Raw genomic sequence first — 17,148 nt, 5'->3', positions numbered from 1 at the left:
ATTTGCCGGGAGCGTATCGTGAGGATCTCTCAAGCCATAATCTTCAACGAACTGAAACGGGAACTGGTCGAGCCCCTGGATAGCGATTGGGTTGCCCCGACGACGTTTGCGGCTACACTGGAGGCACACGGGCTTTACAATACGAAGCAGTTCGTTTTGCGATTGAGTCCGCGTGTTCACGAGCTGGTTGATGCACTTAGCAGTGGTGACTTCGAAAGCCATGACCCGGCAGACCTTATTCAGGCCTACTCGACCTATATCCATGAAACCATACATTGGTGGCAGCATGTCGGCTCGACCGCAGGCTTAATTTACAGCTTGTGCTATCCAGCGCAGTTTTCAAGCAGCCTCGAACATCTTCAAAAGGCGATTGGGCAAATAGGGCCGAAGAAATCCTTGAAACGATGGGCCGATGACGCTTTGAGAAATGGTTCTGCTCCGTCACCGGAGGCGTTGGCCGAAGCCAACATCGCGGTCAACAACGCTCTGGATATCGAATTCTACAAAGTTCTCGCATCAAGCCCGAACCGCGCCGTCAAATTGAGAAGCAACCAGCATTTTGAGAGTGTTGGCCATTCCTACCGGATTGCCTACGGTAACACCCTGATGGCCCTTGTTGAATCATGTGATTTGGATGTAGGTAGCGTGCCAAATCCCGAAAAATGGCAACAGGCTTTCGATCGACTTATGCTCTCGCGCCACGAGGGCTTTTACCATGGCTCACCAATTACACAGAGCGAGGTTGGGCTTCACGCGATATTTGAGGGTCAAGCGCGATTCATCCAGCTCCAATTCCTGGCAGCTTCAGGCGGACCCACGAGCTGTGCAGCCTACGCCAAAGACGGTTATTTCAGCGGCATCTATGTGGCAGCCTTCGCGGAATTCCTCAAATTAAGCGAATCCGACTGGCCAGAGACAATTGATAGCCCCCTTATCGGACTCTTTCTCCTAATTTGCGATCTCGCGATAAATCCGACACGCGGATTTCCGCTCGAAATTGTCTACTTCGAAGACTTTATCTCAGATGTCGATCCAGGCGCTCGATTTTCCCTGCTTTGCCAAGCGGCTCGGGAGCACCCTGAACTGAAGCAGGCGATCCACACCTATTCCAATGATGAATACGCGTTCGTATCACGGGTGCTTACCCAGCGTTGCGGATATGATGAGCCTTCCACTTCTCTCCGAGCTATTGTCGATCTTTCTCAGACTGCGGCCGGAGGGAAGTTGATGAGCGAATGGGCCAGCTTCGAATTCGGCCTCAGTAACTTACCCATCCGTGTGATCACCTCTCATTTCATGGACTTTTGCCGGAGCAAGCTCGCAAATCCGCATTTCTTTTGTTGGGCAGGGCGCTTCCTTGCCATGGGGAGTGCCACCGATAGTTCGCGAGAGACGTTCAGTCGCCACGTCTCACTTTTTACGGACCGGGCGGACACCGAGCAAATTTTCGTTCGGGCGTTCACGGGCCGCGACGGCGATGCATTAAAACGCACGCTTGATACCTTCATGGGATCAACCATCCTCTACGACCTAACCCTTCAGTGGATTCTAGACGATGGACCGTTTCGATACGACTACCGCTCGATCACCAGCGTAGACCGTGCCGATGCAATGAAGGAATGGGCAAAGCACGGGTTCAAAAGGGTCTTCGGCTATCATCCCGATGAATTCGAACAACTGGTTCCCCCTAGCGCGCCCGCGTCCTCATCATAGGATACCCCACGCCCGAAACCTCCCCCTCCCCGTCATCTCGCGAAGCCCGAGCTCCGTCACGATCCGCCGCGCCGCTTGGGGCGTGACGTCGAGCGTCTTCGCCACCACCCCGGCCGACACCAGCGGCTTTGCCATGACCAGCTCGACCAGTTCTGGCAGTTTCGAAGATGTCCGGCGCCCCTCCAGCTTCCGCTCCATCAGCGTTCTGGCCAGCAGCAGCCGGTCATGCTCTTTCATACCGATCTCGGCCGCGGCCAAAAGCCCGTGGGCGATGGCCAGCAGCCGCGTCTCTCGGTCCCGATGGCGGCGCCGGTCGACGGGAATGGTTTTGAGGCCGAGATTGATGGCGGCGAGATGGGCACCCGTGGTGACACCGGCCTGGCGCAGGATCGAAGCGGCCAGCAACCGGGCGAGCCACGGCGCATGTTGCAGCACCGAAATTCCGTTCCAGGCATCGAGGGCGACGATCGCCTGCAGCACCGCCGGCAGATTTTCGAGTTGGCGCAACACAGCACGCCATTCGTCGAGCCGGGCATCCTCGTCCCAATCGAGATCGTAGATCATCGGATCCTTTTCGGCCGAACGGTTACCGCCGCCGCGCCCAGGCCGTGTGGCGCTCTCGATCGCCGCCTCTGATCGGGCGAGCACCGCATCGATAGCTGCATAGTCCACGCCGGGCAGATTTCCCGTTTCGTCATCATCATCCCCTTCCCCTTCCGCATCCACGGCGACGGCGGGCCGGATGACGCCGGCCGCATTTACGCTCTCAGCGTTGGCCGACGTGATGTCCGATGTTTGTCGCAAGGTTCGGATACCCTCTGGGGATAGGGCCCACTCGGGTGACTGGTCTGAGATGCGCCGGCGGGTGCGCAACACGTCGCGGGCGATGGTGAGTTCGCGGGTTGGGGTGCGGGTATCGCGAAAAGCGTCGTGGAGGACGAGGTCTTCGAGATGGACGAGTTCGCCATCGATCCACAGCGAGGCACACGCGTCGGCGAAATGAGTACGCTCGATCCAGCCGTGCCCGACCGGCGAACGGGCGACGCGTTCGTCGAGGCGGGTCAGAGCGACACCCGCGTCGAAAGCCGGCCGCATCAGGGCTGTCATGCTGATTTTCGCGAGATCATAAGCCATTGAAATCATGGTAAATGATTTGCTAAACGAAATCTATCTCGACATTATGGTTCGCCACTGGATATGTTGCCCTAGGCCACGCCTAGCCAGCGATAAGTAATGCGTATCGGGGGTGTAAGACAGGCCGCAGCCTAGGTTGGCGCCTCCCTTCTCGCCGGCACTACGCCAACGGCACTCTTGCCGCCAATTCGCTTCCCCTCCCCTCCTCAACTTCCCTTGCTTTCCGGCGTTTCCGCCAAGGAAGCCCGCTGGCGCACGTTTGTCGCTGCGGACGCTCCGATACCCATGCGCAGCCGCATTTCGAGTCTGGTGGGCCAACACGCTTGCAACTGAACGATTTCTCACGCATTCCTTATCTGTACAAATCACTTCGAACGGCCCGATAAATGTGCGATGGCGAAGCGACAAACAGTTAACGTCCAACAGCGTGTAAAGCGGCTGATCGGCTACGCCCGCGTCTCGACGGACGACCAGGTCCACGATGCCCAGATGGACGAGTTGCAGGCCGCCGGCTGCGATCGGATCTATCAGGAGCATGGCTCCGGAGCATCGCGCGCTCGACCAGTCTTAACCCGGCTGCTCGGCGAGTTGACCGCGGGTGACATCCTCGTGGTGGTCCGCCTCGATCGTCTGGCTCGATCGGTGAGTCACCTCTTGTCCGTGATCGAGGACCTCGAGCAACGCGGCGTTCATTTTCGATCGATCCGCGATCCAATCGACACGTCGACTCCGCAGGGCATGTTTTCCCTCCAGGTTCTCGGTGCCGTCGCGCAGCTCGAGAGAGCGCTGATCGCCGAACGAACCAAAGCCGGGATCAAGGCAGCAAAAGCTCGTGGCAAGCTACCGGGCAACCCTGGTCTTCGCGAACGGCGGCCAGAAGCGATCAAGGCGGTGTCGAAGGCTCGGGAAAAACTCTATCTCGACGAGCTGATCTTATCTGCCCAAACCTGGCTTCCAACCGTCCGGCAACTTCGCCCGCAGCACAGCTGGGACAATGTCACGCGAGTCCTTAATCGCCGCGGCCATGACTGGACCGTGGAGAGGCTGCGCCGCGCCGTGCATCGTATGGTCCGCGAGAAACTGGCCGAACCCGAGCTCCTGACCCGCTCGCCTCGCCGCGCGCCAGAAGATCACCTCATGAAGCTCGTCGCGGCGATTGCTATTGCCGATCCCGATCTATCGCTTCGCGATATTGCCGCACAACTGGATCAGATGGGAGAGCGGCCGGCGCGCGGTGGGCGAAAATGGCAACCGTCCTCTGTTCGTCATCTGCTGGATGAGGCGCATCGGTTCGGTCTCATCCGTCATTGAGCGCGGGGAGCATCATCTGGCCCCTGCCGCGATTTCTTGCCCGCCCTGATTTCGGCGGGCGGCGAGCTGTCGGTATGCGGTTTCAGGGTTAAGCTCCGGGACGGACGTCACCTGCATCGGTAGAAGGGCATGAGACTTTGGGGTGGTTGGTTCAAGCTCGGACGACTCTTGGTGACGGACTTGAGGTCGATATGGCGTTGCCGTTTCAGAGGGCCCTTGGGCGACACGGCTTCTTAGAGCTACTGGTGATCTTGTTTCCAAAAGTCCACGAACGCGCGGAGCTTGGGCAACATCTGTTTCCTGTTGGGGAAGTAGATAAAGAACCCGGGACTTTCAGGCATGAAGCCTTCCAGGCACGGCTCGAGCAGTCCCTGCCGGACCAGGGGCTCAACAACCGAGGCAATGTTATAGGTGAGGCCGACGCCCGCCACCGCGGCGGACGTGCATGTCGCCGGCCCGTTGACGGTCAGCGGGCCCTTTACGTCCATAGCAAAGGTTCGCGGTTCACCGCGTCCGAATCGCTCCGTGAACATCCATCGGTAGAGTGCTCCCCCGAACAGCCGAACGTTGATGCAAGCATGCTCACTGAGCTGCTCCGGACGTAGCGGTTTACCTCTCCGGGCGAAATATGCAGGAGATCCGACGACCGTCAGCGGCGATGGCTTCGTGAGCCTTACCGCGATCATGTCCTGTGCGATCATCTCGCCGATCCGGATGCCCGCGTCATAGCCCTCCGCCACGATATCGACGAAACGGTCTTCAAACACCAGCTCCAGCTCGACGGCAGGATACGCAGCGGCAAAGCCGTCCAGCACCGGCTCGATCAGCGTCTGGGCCACGTAAGGGACGCTGAGGCGTAGCAGCCCTGCGGGATTGACACCCATTCGCTGGGCGGCCTCAATGGCCGCCTCGACATTGGCCACGCTGGCCAGCGCCTGCTGAAGGAACAGTTCACCGGCTTCGGTCAGTCCCACCGACCGCGTTGTGCGGGTCAGTAGCGAGGTGCCGACACGGGCCTCAAGCCGCTTGATACTCCAACTCACCGCCGCCGTTGTGACCCCGAGTTCCACGGCTGCAGCGGTGAAGCTGCGCTTCTCAGCGACGCGCGTGAAAATGACAATCCCGTCTAACAGATCGGCCCGCATTATCAAATCCTACTTAATAGGGCGTCAAATGGATCGCCGATTGTTAAGTTCAGCGCATAGCTTAAATTCTTATCAAACTCAATGAGGATGCTCTTATGACCACCACATCGATCTCGCGCCGGATGTTCGGCTTTGCCGTTGGGGCAACAGCCGTCCTCCTCAATACAGGAGCCTTTGCCATGGCAGAATCACTGACTGAACGGAGCCAGCCCAAGTCGCACAAGGTCAGCTTTCTGAGCGGTGATGGTTTCGTCGTGGGAAACCTTTACCTGCCCGAAGGCCATGACCCTTCCCGGCAGTATCCCGCTGTGGCCGTCGCAGGCTCACTGAGTTCGGTTAAGGAACAGATGGGCGGTAACTATGCCGGTGAGCTCGCCAGGCGTGGGGTCATTGCACTTGCGATCGATTACCGGAACTATGGGGAGAGCGGTGGCGCCCTGCGCCAGTACGAGGACCAGTCCTCCAAGGCCGAGGACCTGTCGGCTGCACTACGATTCCTGAAAGCAAGACCGGACGTGAAAGCAACCGGCCTTCTAGGCATTTGCACGAGCGGTGGCACTGCACTGTACACGGCGGCCAAGGACGCCAACGTTCAAGCTCTCACAACTGTCGCCGGGTTCTTTTCCGAACCGGACTTCGCGGCCAAAATCTTCGGCGGACAAGAGGGAGTGGATCACCGGATTGCGGCGAGCCGTACTGCCCGCAAGCGCTACGAGGAAACTGGCGTCATCGACACCATACTGACTTATAATCCCGGCGATAAGACCGCCGTGAGCGCGAGCCCAAGCGAATATTACTTTGACAAGACCCGCGGCGGCGGTGTCCGATCGTGGCGGAACGAGTTTGCGGTGATGGGCTGGGAGCCTTGGATCGCCTTCAATCCGGTAGCGCAGGCTTCAAAGGTCAAGGCGCCGGCGCTGATGATCCATTCGGACGGCGCGGCGTTCCCCGACCAGGCACGCAAGGTCTACAATCAGCTAGCGGGCCCGAAGGAACTGCATTGGACGGTGGGTAAGCATTTCGACTTCTACGACCAGGCCGACACCGTGCGGCAGGCCGCCGACCGGGTTGCTGCCCACTTCCACAGCAAGCTGGTTTGACATACGACCCAGCTTTGGCGCGAGATATTCAGACCAGAGCTCGCCGGTTTGCTCTTATCCGCCACTGAGGGCACGGTTCATCAGGCGACCGATCACGCGTTCTTCCTGCCGCTGTTCACCGGCATAGCCTTCGCCAGACGACGGTAATCGCCATCGGAACGCAGTGTCAGTTCAGCGCATTCATCCTCGGCCGCGGCGGCGGGTTCTTCCGCCTGCACGCCCTCCCCTCTCTGGATCTTCCTAAAGACCTCATGCACGAAGACTGGGGTGGATCCAAGTTCACGAGACTCGACCAGACCCGCAAGCTCAGCCATGGCTCCGATCGAAAGGAGCCCCCGCCTGACCTGTGAGCGGAATCGGGCTCGCCGTATGATCGATGAATATCTCGGCCTTCTTCACCGACTTCATTCAGCTGCCGACGGCATAGCCGTGCGACGCAACCCAGGAACCTATCTTGCGGCGCAGATAGGGCTCGACCTGCTCCTTGTAGCCATCCCTGATAGTCTTTGTAAAAGCAGCCCTGGACGCCCCCTTGGTCGCCTTGGACTCCGCCAGGGCAACGAACAGATCCTCGCTGCGGCGGGCAGTCCCCAGCAAAGCAAAACGATCATTCTTGTCGTCGACGTGCCGCGCGATGAGATGGCGGCACATCTGAACCTGAGCCCTCGCCGCACGCTGGTCCATCTTTGCCCTGCTGGAGCATTGCGCCATTGCGCCGTAGAGTTCGGCGGGCGTGAACAGCATTTCGGTGTTCTCAGGCGCACGACCGATGATCAGGGGATGGGGTTTCGCGTTATGACCATTGATCTGCTCGACCGCCAGCTGTTTCTGCTTTGCCTTCCACATTGTTGCAGGTCCTCGCAGGAATTCGATGGTCAACGCTGATAACTACCTGTATTGCCATAGCAAATAACTTAAAAAAACGGCTGACAAGTTTTGATGCGCCAGCGCCAGAAGCGGATCGCGTTTTGCCCGTCGTTAATGGCGCAGTCCCGTGTCAGGCCGACCTTCGATGTCCACCGTCATTTGCCTTCATGAGCGCCATCAGCATCGGCCCGAGCGAAAACTCCCCGCGCTCCGAGCGTCTGGTCAAATCCCGCAGATATCCGCCGGCAGATGTTATGAAATTCGACCGCTCCAGAATGCAGGCAACCGCAACTGCCGCATTCTCCGGCCCCATGGCATTGCAGGCCTCCTCGTAGGCTGAGGGGCTGACGCCGAGCATTGATCGCACGACGACGGCCGCTTTCATGAGCTCGCGCCAGTGCTCGATGCGCCCGCCGGGACCGTAATCAGCGATCTGCGGGCAGGCACGCAGGACCATTCCGAGTGGGAATGCCTTGATCGGCTCAGGTTTCGTCTTCGGTCGTTCGTTCGGCTCATTCTTGGTCAGAGGTCCATCCGCCAAGCCATCGCCCTGCTCTTTTCTAGAGCTAGGTTCAAGTTCATTTATGGATTCGGTATTTGAATTCTGTATGTGGCAGGCATTGTGAATGGCATTGCCATGCATATCTTCAGTTTTTAGCTGTGTTTCCAGGATGTTGAGGACCTCTTCCCGCAAGAGCTCCATCTCGTCGAGCGTAATCTCGACCTGTGCGCGGTTCGGATAGCGCGGGAGGCGGGCGAGAATACTGACATACTCAGATTCCACGCGTTCCCAGTTCCCTGTAGCGCCCTCTTCCACGGCAGCCGAGATCAGCTTGCGCACATCGCGACGGCAGATCGTGAGGGCTTCCTTTGCGCGGCGGAAACGAGCGCGTTCGGCGGCGACGTCCTGCGCCATCAGGGCGAGCTCCATGGCACGAGCTAGCAGCGGTCTCAGGTCAAACCCGTAAGCCTGCTCGACCTCGCCATCGCGGTTGCGGTGCGCATAACGTTTACCGTTCGGACTATCGCGCCGCAGAATTAGGCCGGCATCGACAAGTGCTGCGAGTTGTCGGCGCAGTGTCGTCTCGGTGATTCCGTGGGCCCGCACGGACAGCTGGGCGTTGGATGGGAAAACGACCAACCCCTGGCTCGGATCGAGCTCCGCGTGAGGGTGAAAGGTCAGGAGGGCATCAAGGACGGCAAGTGCCCGGTCCTGGATTCCTAGGCGTTCCCGTGCCTCGCACACGTCACGAAACACTTTCCACTTTTCGATACGCGTGTCTGGCTGCGGATTGTCGATCGCCATCTGGCCTCTGACCAGGGCAAGCGACATCGGCCGCCGCCCAAAGGGCGTCGTCACATGTCCCGTCTGCATTTTTCATTCACCTTGCTTCAGGCAAAGGAAATCCGCTCACCAAATCGGCGCCAAGACTCTTGACTGTGATTCCGGGAAATGCGATTCTCGATCCTGCTAGAGATGACGAGAGAGGCTTCCACGGTTCGCCGTTTGGGGGCCTTTTTCTTTTGCGGTTCAGTCTCCGTTTGTTTCAGTTTTCGATCCTTTGTACTCCTCGTACAAACGACCCATGTGGGAAGACAGCCATTCGCTGAAAGGCCTGGCTTCAACATTCGTAAGCTCGATGGCAACTTTCTTTGCCTTCGAATTCATCACCACGTTTAGTGCGCGATCGGTAGAGGTCCAGTCCCGGACGGGGACGTTTGCCTTCGGCTTTTTTGCAGCTGACTTGGCCTTGTATCGCTTCAGGTAGTCATGTAGCTCATCGAACCGCTCACCTTCAGGAAGCTTTTGAAAGTCAGCAGACCCCGTATGCTCTACTGCAACCTTGGACAGGGCAGGGGCAAGAACCAGTTGCCGAAGGCTGAGCCATTTGTCGCGCCCGATCTTCTTAGATGCACCCAGAGCCTGGACCACTGACGCGGGCACCGCCTCGACAACTGCAAGCATCTTGGAGAGCATCGCCTCATCGACGGCGAGTGACGAACGAACCGTTTCCTTTGTCATTCCTGACGCAATCAGGTTCTGAGCGAAGAACGCGCGCTCTATAAAAGACAGGTTTGAACGGGCCGCGTTCTCCTGTCCTTGCACAATGGCGGAGGTAATGTCGTCGAGCTTCTTAACGATTGCCTTGACCGGCACTCCAAGCTCGCGAGCGACTTTCAGGCGACGATGGCCGAACACGACCATATATCGTTTGGCATCTGTCGAGCTCGGGCGAACAAGAATAGGCGTTGTCTGACCCGACTCCTTGATAGCATGTAGCAGTTCCTGAAACTCCTCGCCGTCATCTGACAGTCGGTCGGCGACGAAGGACACGTCGATCAATCGCGGATCCAGGTCCACGATTACCTCACCCTCCATAAGCTTCTTGGTATTCTCCGCCATGTCCTCGATGGAGCGAACAACTGTCTTCGCAGCTCCGGTCATGCCGTAGCCTGGCTTTGTCGGCGTTTGGTTTGCCGAGATCGAAGCCATATCTAGTTTGGCGAACGGATTTTCACGGGACATGAGTTCCCTCCCAACCTGCAGTCAACACCGACAAGCCACTGATGACGTTGAGCAAAACGTTGAAAAAAACGGCTGACAATCCTCTCATTTTCTCCCCCAGACGCCGTGGATGAGCTCGACAATCTCCGCGTTGGCTGCGTTCAGGCTCTCCATTGCCCGGTCGTATGTCGCCCGGACGAATTCAACCCGCTCGACCTCGTACAAAGTCTGCTTCTTGATCGACGCATCGGAAATCGCGGTCGACTTCAACACGTGGTTTCTCAGCATCTGCTGTGCAAACATCGACTGCATGAACCCGACCATCTGAGCCTGCGGGATGTCCGTGGGTTCAAATCGCGTGATGAGGTACCGGAACCACTGAACACGCATTTCGGCGCCGGCCTCGGCGACGGGCCCCATGATCCCGCCCAGCATCATCAGAAACTGGCTCATCGACATGATGTCCAGCATCTGAGGATGAATGGTGATGAGGATCCCGGTCGACGCCATGAGCGCGGTAATGGTCAGATAACCGAGCTGAGGAGGGCAATCGATGACGACCACGTCGTACTTGTCATCGACCTGCTTCAGAGCGCTGGCGATCCGCATGTAGAACAGTCGGCCGTCCTCACCTTTCTTGGAAGAGATCGCCAGCGGCACGTCATACTCGTATTCCTGAAGAACCAGGTTTGCTGGCACGACATCCAGTCCGGGAATATTGGTCGGCTGGATGACGTCGGCGATCGACTTGCGCTCGTCGTCAAAGCGAAGAGCCTCATAAAGAGACGCCGTATCATCAAGCTCCGGCTGGATCCCGAAGAGGGAGGTCAGGGATGCCTGGGGATCGAGGTCGACCGCGAGCACCCGATGCCCGGTGAGGGCGAGATATTGTGCAAGATGTGCGGCCGTTGTGGTTTTGCCGCTTCCGCCCTTGAAGTTGACGACCGAAACAATCTGCATCGGCTCGCCCTCTCTGCGCTTAGGAACATAGTATCTCTTGTCGGATTTCTTGTTGGCCTCAAGATAATCACGAAGCTCGAGCATCTGATCGGCGGTATAATAGCGGCGTCCGCCAACCGACTCTATTTCAGGCCCCTTGCCATCGGCATGGATCTGCCGGAGATGAGTCTGGGTTACGCCCATGAAGTCGGCAACCTCCGCAAGCTGAAACTTGCGCAGTCCCTTGCGGGCGTCCGGCGGATACTGCTGGCTGCGCAACATGTGCAACGCACTTGAGATCTTCGCCCCTTGTTGGGCGATCTCAATATCAAATCTGTTGGGCAACATACTGGTCATTTCGCGAACTATTTCCCCGGAGGTCTTCACTTTCGAAAAAATGGCTGGAATGCCATCATTTGCGAAACTATCTCCCGATTCCCACCGAGCCGCAAGACATTTAAGGTTAACAAGAGGTTAACGCCATCGCGCGGGACAATTCGATCTCACCCGATTTTCTTTTAATAATCGTGAGTTAACAAGGCAGTGGTTCTACTGCGTTCTCTATCTGTTTATCTGTGAATCCTGCAAAACTTGCCCGACGGCTTTAGCGCGTCGGCGCATGATTTCCGCAAACAAGGCGATCATCACGGAGCGACTCACTCGCCAATCATTGCAGGATCCTCCAACTACCGCTCAATTCCGTTCCATGCTGACTTCTCCGCCGATTAACGACGACGGAGAAATTCATGCAGGTTTTCGCGCTCAACAAACCGCGGAATGTTCACGAAGCTCGGCTCATCCAGCAACATCACCAGCTACGCGCTCGCGTCTTCTCGGAGCGGCTGGGCTGGGAGGTCAACGTCGTAGATGGTGAGGAATCGGACGGCTTCGATTCTCTTGACCCCACCTACATCCTGGCCGTTTCCGACCTCGGCAAGGTTAGCGGTTGCGCCCGGCTCCTGCCGGCCACTGGCTCGACCATGGTGACCAACGTCTTTCCGTCGCTTCTACCGGAGGACGGGCTGCACGCACACCCCGCGATGGCAGAGAGCTCCCGCTTCTGCGTGGATACGACCCTTGAAGAGGGCAGGGGATCGGGATCGGTGCATGAGGCAACGCTGACCATGTTTGCGGGCATCATCGAGTGGTGCCTCGCAAACGCCATCACCGAGATCGTGACGGTGACCGACCTGCGGTTCGAACGCATTCTCGGTCGTGTCGGCTGGCCCCTTCAGCGCATCGGCGATCCGAGCCGTATCGGCGTGACTATAGCCGTCGCAGGGATGCTCCCGGCGAACGTGGAAACATTTCTGAGGCTCCGCCCGTCCAGCTATCGCTCGCAATTCAATGGTCCGCTGGGTCAGGCAGCATAAGGAGAAAACCGTGAACCAGCTTCGCTCTCATCCTCGACTCGTCCGCAAGCTTCAGGAGGCGCTCGGCGATCAGCTCTGCGTCGCGCTCGATGATTCGACCGTTGTCGAAATCATGCTCAATCCGGACGGCAAACTGTTCATCGAAAGGCTTGGCCATGGCGTTGCACCCGCCGGAGAAATGTCGTCCGCGGCGGCGGAAATGGTGATTGGAACGGTGGCGCATGCGCTCCAATCCGAGGTAGATACCGAGCAGCCGATCGTCTCCGGCGAACTGCCGATCGGCGGCCATCGCTTCGAAGGACTGTTGCCTCCGGTGGTCTCCAAGCCAGCGTTCACCATTCGCCGTCGCGCCTCGCGCTTGATCCCCCTTGAGGATTACGTGCGCACTGGCGTGATGAGCGAGCAGCAGGCGTTGACGATCCGCAGCGCGATTTCGTCCCGGCTCAACATCATCATCTCCGGCGGGACTGGCTCCGGCAAGACGACGCTTGCGAACGCCGTCATCAATGAAATCGTCAGGTCGGCGCCGGACGACCGTCTCGTCATCCTCGAGGATACCGCAGAGATCCAATGCACAGCCGACAACGCCGTCCTTCTCCACACAAGCGATACTGTCGATATGGCGCGGCTCTTAAAGAGCACGATGCGGCTGCGTCCCGACCGGATCGTCGTCGGCGAAGTCCGTGACGGCGCTGCGCTCACTTTGCTCAAGGCCTGGAACACCGGCCACCCTGGTGGCGTCGCGACCATCCATTCCAACACTGCAATGTCGGCGCTCCGCCGCCTTGAGCAACTGACCGCCGAAGCCAGCCAACAGTCGATGCAGGAGGTGATCGGCGAGGCGGTCGACCTCATCATCTCGATCGAACGGACGGCAAGGGGCCGGTGCGTTCGCGATGTCATTCAGGTCGAGCGCTACGCACACGGCCACTACGAAATCGAGTCCGATGAGCTCACGGAAGAACAGGAGGCGCGCTATGTCGCGTAAGAACGCTACTATCGCCGCCGCGCTCCTTGCAGCGCCCATCGTCCTGGCGTCGCTTGCCCCTGCACTGGCGAGTTCGGGCGGCAGCCTCCCATGGGAAGGACCACTGCAACAAATCCAGGAATCGATCACCGGCCCTGTTGCCGGTGCCATCGCGCTTGCAGCGGTGGCGATCGCCGGCGGCATGCTGATCTTCGGGGGCGAACTCAACGATTTCGCGCGGCGGCTCGTCTATGTGGTGCTTGTCGCCGGCATCCTTCTCGGCGCGACGAACATCGTCGGCCTTTTCGGCGCCACCGGCGCCTCGATCGGAGCGCCTGACGAGCGCGCCACGTCCATCGATCCAAGCTCAGCAGGGGAGGGGGGTCATGGCTGAGACCTTGTCCGGACTGCAACGCAACCGCATTCACCGCGCCCTGTCGCGCCCGAACCTGCTGATGGGCGCGGACCGGGAGCTGGTGCTGCTCACCGGGCTTGCTGCCGTCATTCTCATTTTCGTAGTGCTGACGGCATACTCCGCCCTTTTCGGCGTTGCCATTTGGATCGTCATCGTCGGCGTCTTGAGGATGATGGCAAAAGCAGACCCGCTCATGCGGCAAGTCTATGTCCGCCATATCTCCTACAAGCATTACTACAAGGCGACCTCCTCGCCGTGGCGTCGGTATTGAGGAGGAGACATGGTCGCGCTCAAACGCTTCCGGGCCACTGGCCCGTCCTTCGCGGATCTCGTTCCCTATGCCGGTCTGGTCGACAATGGTGTGCTCCTGTTGAAAGATGGGAGCCTAATGGCCGGCTGGTACTTTGCCGGCCCGGATTCCGAAAGCGCGACGGATCTGGAGCGCAACGAACTCTCGCGCCAGATCAATACAATACTGTCGAGGCTCGGAAGCGGCTGGATGATCCAAGTCGAAGCGGTCCGCATTCCGACGTTCGACTATCCGTCAGATGATCGTTGCCACTTTCCCGACACGGTCACGCGCGCGATCGACGCCGAACGGCGGGCGCATTTCGCGCGCGTGCAGGGACATTTCGAAAGCAAGCACGCGCTCGTCCTCACATATCGGCCGCTCGAGTCCAAAAAGACGGCGCTCAGCAAATACATCTACTCGGACGAGGAGAGCCGCAAGAAGAGCTATGCGGACACGGTGCTGTTCGTCTTCAAGAACGCCGTGCGCGAGATCGAGCAGTATCTTGCCAACACCCTGTCTATACGCCGGATGGAAACGCGCAAAGTCGTCGAGAGGGGAGGGGAGCGGGTCGCCCGCTATGACGAGCTGCTGCAATTCGTTCGCTTCTGCATCACCGGCGAAAACCATCCGATCCGACTGCCGGATGCGCCGATGTACCTCGACTGGATCGCCACCGCCGAGCTTGAGCATGGGCTGACACCAAAGGTCGAAGGCCGCTTTCTCGGCGTCGTGGCGATCGACGGTCTGCCGGCGGAGAGCTGGCCGGGGATTCTCAATAGCCTCGACCTGATGCCGCTTACCTATCGCTGGTCATCGCGCTTCATTTTTCTCGACGCACAAGAGGCGCGGCAGAAACTCGAACGCACCCGCAAGAAGTGGCAGCAGAAGGTAAGGCCGTTCTTCGATCAACTCTTCCAGACGCAAAGCCGCTCAGTCGATCAGGATGCCATGAGCATGGTGGCCGAGACCGAGGACGCCATTGCCCAGGCTTCCTCGCAATTGGTGGCATACGGCTACTATACCCCGGTCATTGTCCTCTTCGATCACGATCGCGAAGCCTTGCAGGAGAAGGCAGAGGCTGTCCGCCGGCTGATCCAGGCAGAGGGTTTCGGGGCGCGGATCGAAACGCTCAACGCGACCGACGCCTTTCTCGGCAGTCTGCCGGGCAACTGGTATTGCAATATCCGCGAACCGCTGATCAACACCAGCAACCTTGCCGATCTCATTCCACTCAACTCTGTCTGGTCGGGCAGCCCTGTCGCACCGTGCCCATTCTACCCGCCGAACTCTCCGCCGCTGATGCAGGTGGCCAGCGGCTCGACGCCGTTTCGCTTGAACCTCCATGTCGACGACGTCGGTCACACGCTGATCTTTGGGCCGACCGGTTCGGGCAAGTCGACGCTGCTGGCACTGATCGCAGCGCAGTTCCGGCGCTACGATCGCGCCCAGATGTTCGCCTTTGACAAGGGGAACTCGCTCCTGCCGTTGACACTCGCCGCAGGCGGCGATCACTACGAGATCGGCGGCGACGCTCACGAAGAGGCGCTGGCCTTCTGCCCACTCTCGGAGCTCGCGACCGATAGTGATCGCGCATGGGCGACGGAATGGATAGAAATGCTGGTTGCGCTGCAGGGCGTTGCCATCACTCCAGATCACCGCAACGCTATCTCGCGTCAGATTGGTTTGATGGCGAACGCAGCCGGCCGATCGCTTTCGGACTTTGTGAGCGGCGTTCAGATGCGCGAGATCAAGGACGCGCTCCATCATTACACGGTCGATGGACCGATGGGTCAGTTGCTCGACGCCGAACAGGACGGTTTGACCCTCCGCGCCTTCCAGACCTTCGAGATCGAACAGCTGATGAATATGGGCGAGCGCAATCTCGTGCCCGTTCTCACCTATCTGTTCCGCCGGATCGAAAAGCGTCTCGATGGCTCGCCTAGCCTGATTGTCCTCGACGAGGCCTGGTTGATGCTCGGTCATCCGGTGTTTCGCGACAAAATCCGCGAATGGCTTAAAGTGCTGCGCAAGGCCAACTGCGCCGTCGTGCTTGCCACGCAGTCCATCTCGGACGCTGAGCGCTCCGGAATCATCGATGTCCTGAAGGAATCCTGCCCGACGAAGATCTGCCTGCCGAACGGCGCCGCTCGTGAGCCTGGGACGCGCGAATTCTACCAGCGGATCGGCTTCAACGAGCGGCAGATCGAGATCGTCTCGAACGCTACTCCCAAGCGCGAATACTACGTGGTCACCCCCGAAGGCCGGCGGCTATTCGATATGGCGCTCGGCCCTGTGGCGCTCAGTTTTGTCGGGGCCTCCGGCAAGGAAGACCTGAAGCGCATCCGCGCGCTCCATTCCGAACATGGCCGCGATTGGCCGATCCACTGGCTTCAAACGAGAGGAGTTCACGATGCCGTATCGCTGCTCAACTTCGAATAGATTGCTCGCCGGTCTGGCGGCAGTCGCATTGATGGCCGGCACCGCCGTGCCCGCAGATGCCGGCACCGCCACTGGTGCCGCCACAGAATGGACGCAGGTCCTGAACAACGGCGAACTGGTCGCGCTGGTCGGGAAATCGGGCGAGCAAATTCAGAACCAGCTCACCCAGATCAGCCAGCTGGCGCAACAGATCGAAACCCAGCTCAATATCTACCAGAACCTGCTGCAAAACACCGCGACGCTTCCCTCGCATATGTGGGGACAGGTCGAAAGCGATCTCAATCAGCTTCGCAGCATCGTCGACCAGGGCCAGAGCATCTCATTTTCCATGGGCAATGCCGACGATGTGCTGCAGCAGCGCTTCCAGAGCTATTCCAGTCTCAAGACCAATCTGCCTAGCTCCGAAAACTTTTCGTCAAGCTATCAGACCTGGTCCGACACCAACCGGGACACGATCGCCAGCACGCTGAAGGCCGCGAGCCTGACGGCAGAGCAGTTCGAAACCGAAGAAGGCACGATGTCTTCGCTGCGGTCCATGTCCGAGACCGCCGACGGGCAGATGAAGGCTCTGCAGGTCGGACACGAGATCGCCGCGCAGCAGGTCGCACAGATGCAGAAGCTTCGCGGCCTGGTATCCCAGCAGATGACCATGATGGGCACCTGGCTCCAGACTGAACAGACCGACAAGGACCTCGCGCAGGCGCGTCGCGAGAAATTCTTCAGCGGAACGGCACCGTCCACCTCCGGCGGCGAAAAAATGAAGGTGGAATGGTGAGAACAAAATCGATCCTAGTCGCAATCGCGATTTTCCTGGCGGCCGGCAGCGCTGGCATCTGGCTGCTCATCTCCGAAAAGCAGGTTGCTCAGGAGCGTCGTGACCAGTTCTTCGGCTCGTCGAAGAAATATCCGACCTCTGGCGGCGAAAAAATGAAAGTCGAGTGGTGAGG

The 17,148-nt window shown here is 59.0% G+C and carries 17 protein-coding genes; 10 read left to right on the top strand and 7 right to left on the bottom strand.

What is annotated here, in order from left to right; all coding sequences use genetic code 11:
- Positions 1 to 18: 18 nt before the first annotated feature.
- Entirely contained in the window at positions 19 to 1,713 is a 1,695-nt protein-coding gene (locus CO671_RS23095) for a hypothetical protein (protein WP_097607871.1), read from the top strand.
- Here the strand turns inward: CO671_RS23095 and CO671_RS23090 are convergent.
- Positions 1,708 to 2,856 carry an RHE_PE00001 family protein gene (locus CO671_RS23090; RefSeq protein WP_097607870.1) on the bottom strand — a complete coding sequence of 383 codons (1,149 nt, stop codon included), beginning with the start codon at positions 2,854 to 2,856 and terminating at the stop codon, positions 1,708 to 1,710. The genes CO671_RS23095 and CO671_RS23090 overlap by 6 nt on opposite strands.
- 384 nt (positions 2,857 to 3,240) lie before the next feature.
- Between CO671_RS23090 and CO671_RS23085 the strand changes: the two genes are divergently transcribed.
- Positions 3,241 to 4,158 (top strand): recombinase family protein, encoded by a 918-nt coding sequence (locus CO671_RS23085; RefSeq protein ID WP_097607869.1) that lies wholly within the window; start codon positions 3,241 to 3,243, stop codon positions 4,156 to 4,158.
- Between the two features lie 239 nt (positions 4,159 to 4,397).
- On the opposite strand, the gene CO671_RS23080 is transcribed toward CO671_RS23085, so the two are convergent.
- The gene (locus CO671_RS23080) at positions 4,398 to 5,303 is read right to left on the bottom strand and encodes a LysR family transcriptional regulator (protein ID WP_097607868.1); all 906 of its coding nucleotides are present in this window, start codon (positions 5,301 to 5,303) and stop codon (positions 4,398 to 4,400) included.
- Positions 5,304 to 5,398: 95 nt separating this feature from the next.
- On the opposite strand from CO671_RS23080, the gene CO671_RS23075 reads away from it, so the two are divergent.
- Positions 5,399 to 6,403 carry an alpha/beta hydrolase gene (locus tag CO671_RS23075; RefSeq protein ID WP_097607867.1) on the top strand — a complete coding sequence of 335 codons (1,005 nt, stop codon included), beginning with the start codon at positions 5,399 to 5,401 and terminating at the stop codon, positions 6,401 to 6,403.
- Positions 6,404 to 6,495: 92 nt separating this feature from the next.
- On the opposite strand, the gene CO671_RS23070 is transcribed toward CO671_RS23075, so the two are convergent.
- From CO671_RS23070 to repA, 5 genes are all read right to left on the bottom strand, one after another.
- Positions 6,496 to 6,717, bottom strand: a complete 222-nt coding sequence (locus CO671_RS23070; RefSeq protein ID WP_097607866.1) for a hypothetical protein — start codon at positions 6,715 to 6,717, stop codon at positions 6,496 to 6,498.
- A 94-nt stretch (positions 6,718 to 6,811) separates the two neighbouring features.
- Positions 6,812 to 7,282 (bottom strand): hypothetical protein, encoded by a 471-nt coding sequence (locus CO671_RS23065; RefSeq protein WP_210201918.1) that lies wholly within the window; start codon positions 7,280 to 7,282, stop codon positions 6,812 to 6,814.
- 118 nt (positions 7,283 to 7,400) lie between these two features.
- The gene (gene repC, locus CO671_RS23060) at positions 7,401 to 8,645 is read right to left on the bottom strand and encodes a plasmid replication protein RepC (protein WP_097607865.1); all 1,245 of its coding nucleotides are present in this window, start codon (positions 8,643 to 8,645) and stop codon (positions 7,401 to 7,403) included.
- A 156-nt stretch (positions 8,646 to 8,801) separates the two neighbouring features.
- On the bottom strand, positions 8,802 to 9,797 hold the full coding sequence (gene repB / locus CO671_RS23055; RefSeq protein WP_097607864.1) for a plasmid partitioning protein RepB: 996 nt from the start codon (positions 9,795 to 9,797) through the stop codon (positions 8,802 to 8,804).
- An 84-nt stretch (positions 9,798 to 9,881) separates the two neighbouring features.
- On the bottom strand, positions 9,882 to 11,072 hold the full coding sequence (repA, locus tag CO671_RS23050) for a plasmid partitioning protein RepA (protein WP_097607863.1): 1,191 nt from the start codon (positions 11,070 to 11,072) through the stop codon (positions 9,882 to 9,884).
- Positions 11,073 to 11,461: 389 nt separating this feature from the next.
- Here repA and traI point away from each other — a divergent pair, with 389 nt between their 5' ends.
- The 7 genes from traI to trbK are packed head-to-tail and all read left to right on the top strand — an operon-like array spanning position 11,462 to position 17,146.
- Positions 11,462 to 12,088 carry an acyl-homoserine-lactone synthase TraI gene (gene traI, locus CO671_RS23045; RefSeq protein WP_097607862.1) on the top strand — a complete coding sequence of 209 codons (627 nt, stop codon included), beginning with the start codon at positions 11,462 to 11,464 and terminating at the stop codon, positions 12,086 to 12,088.
- A 10-nt stretch (positions 12,089 to 12,098) separates the two neighbouring features.
- Positions 12,099 to 13,076, top strand: a complete 978-nt coding sequence (trbB, locus tag CO671_RS23040) for a P-type conjugative transfer ATPase TrbB (protein ID WP_097607903.1) — start codon at positions 12,099 to 12,101, stop codon at positions 13,074 to 13,076.
- The gene (locus CO671_RS23035; RefSeq protein ID WP_097607861.1) at positions 13,066 to 13,449 is read left to right on the top strand and encodes a TrbC/VirB2 family protein; all 384 of its coding nucleotides are present in this window, start codon (positions 13,066 to 13,068) and stop codon (positions 13,447 to 13,449) included. Before trbB ends, CO671_RS23035 begins: the two co-directional genes overlap by 11 nt.
- Complete coding sequence (locus CO671_RS23030) at positions 13,442 to 13,741, top strand: conjugal transfer protein TrbD (RefSeq protein WP_097607860.1); 300 nt, start codon at positions 13,442 to 13,444, stop codon at positions 13,739 to 13,741. Before CO671_RS23035 ends, CO671_RS23030 begins: the two co-directional genes overlap by 8 nt.
- A gap of 9 nt (positions 13,742 to 13,750) precedes the next feature.
- On the top strand, positions 13,751 to 16,201 hold the full coding sequence (locus CO671_RS23025; RefSeq protein ID WP_097607859.1) for a conjugal transfer protein TrbE: 2,451 nt from the start codon (positions 13,751 to 13,753) through the stop codon (positions 16,199 to 16,201).
- Positions 16,173 to 16,976, top strand: coding sequence for a P-type conjugative transfer protein TrbJ (trbJ, locus tag CO671_RS23020; protein WP_097607858.1), 804 nt, complete (start codon positions 16,173 to 16,175; stop codon positions 16,974 to 16,976). The genes CO671_RS23025 and trbJ overlap by 29 nt, the downstream gene beginning before the upstream one ends.
- Entirely contained in the window at positions 16,970 to 17,146 is a 177-nt protein-coding gene (gene trbK, locus CO671_RS23015; RefSeq protein WP_028753546.1) for an entry exclusion protein TrbK, read from the top strand. The genes trbJ and trbK overlap by 7 nt, the downstream gene beginning before the upstream one ends.
- The last annotated feature ends 2 nt before the right edge of the window (positions 17,147 to 17,148 follow it).

Origin of the sequence: Rhizobium sp. M10 (assembly GCF_002531955.1) — a bacterium.
GTDB lineage: Bacteria > Pseudomonadota > Alphaproteobacteria > Rhizobiales > Rhizobiaceae > Rhizobium > Rhizobium etli_C.
Note: the sequence above shows the minus strand (reverse complement) of the source record. Positions and strands in the feature narration are given on the sequence as shown.

Coding starts and splice junctions, on each gene's coding strand:
- CO671_RS23090 (WP_097607870.1), bottom strand. CDS start 2,856: ATGATTTCAATGGCTTATGATCTCGCGAAAATCAGCATGACAGCCCTG.
- CO671_RS23085 (WP_097607869.1), top strand. CDS start 3,241: ATGGCGAAGCGACAAACAGTTAACGTCCAACAGCGTGTAAAGCGGCTG.
- CO671_RS23080 (WP_097607868.1), bottom strand. CDS start 5,303: ATGCGGGCCGATCTGTTAGACGGGATTGTCATTTTCACGCGCGTCGCT.
- CO671_RS23075 (WP_097607867.1), top strand. CDS start 5,399: ATGACCACCACATCGATCTCGCGCCGGATGTTCGGCTTTGCCGTTGGG.
- CO671_RS23070 (WP_097607866.1), bottom strand. CDS start 6,717: ATGGCTGAGCTTGCGGGTCTGGTCGAGTCTCGTGAACTTGGATCCACC.
- repC (WP_097607865.1), bottom strand. CDS start 8,645: ATGCAGACGGGACATGTGACGACGCCCTTTGGGCGGCGGCCGATGTCG.
- repB (WP_097607864.1), bottom strand. CDS start 9,797: ATGTCCCGTGAAAATCCGTTCGCCAAACTAGATATGGCTTCGATCTCG.
- repA (WP_097607863.1), bottom strand. CDS start 11,072: ATGACCAGTATGTTGCCCAACAGATTTGATATTGAGATCGCCCAACAA.
- traI (WP_097607862.1), top strand. CDS start 11,462: ATGCAGGTTTTCGCGCTCAACAAACCGCGGAATGTTCACGAAGCTCGG.
- CO671_RS23035 (WP_097607861.1), top strand. CDS start 13,066: ATGTCGCGTAAGAACGCTACTATCGCCGCCGCGCTCCTTGCAGCGCCC.
- CO671_RS23030 (WP_097607860.1), top strand. CDS start 13,442: ATGGCTGAGACCTTGTCCGGACTGCAACGCAACCGCATTCACCGCGCC.
- CO671_RS23025 (WP_097607859.1), top strand. CDS start 13,751: ATGGTCGCGCTCAAACGCTTCCGGGCCACTGGCCCGTCCTTCGCGGAT.
- trbJ (WP_097607858.1), top strand. CDS start 16,173: ATGCCGTATCGCTGCTCAACTTCGAATAGATTGCTCGCCGGTCTGGCG.
- trbK (WP_028753546.1), top strand. CDS start 16,970: ATGGTGAGAACAAAATCGATCCTAGTCGCAATCGCGATTTTCCTGGCG.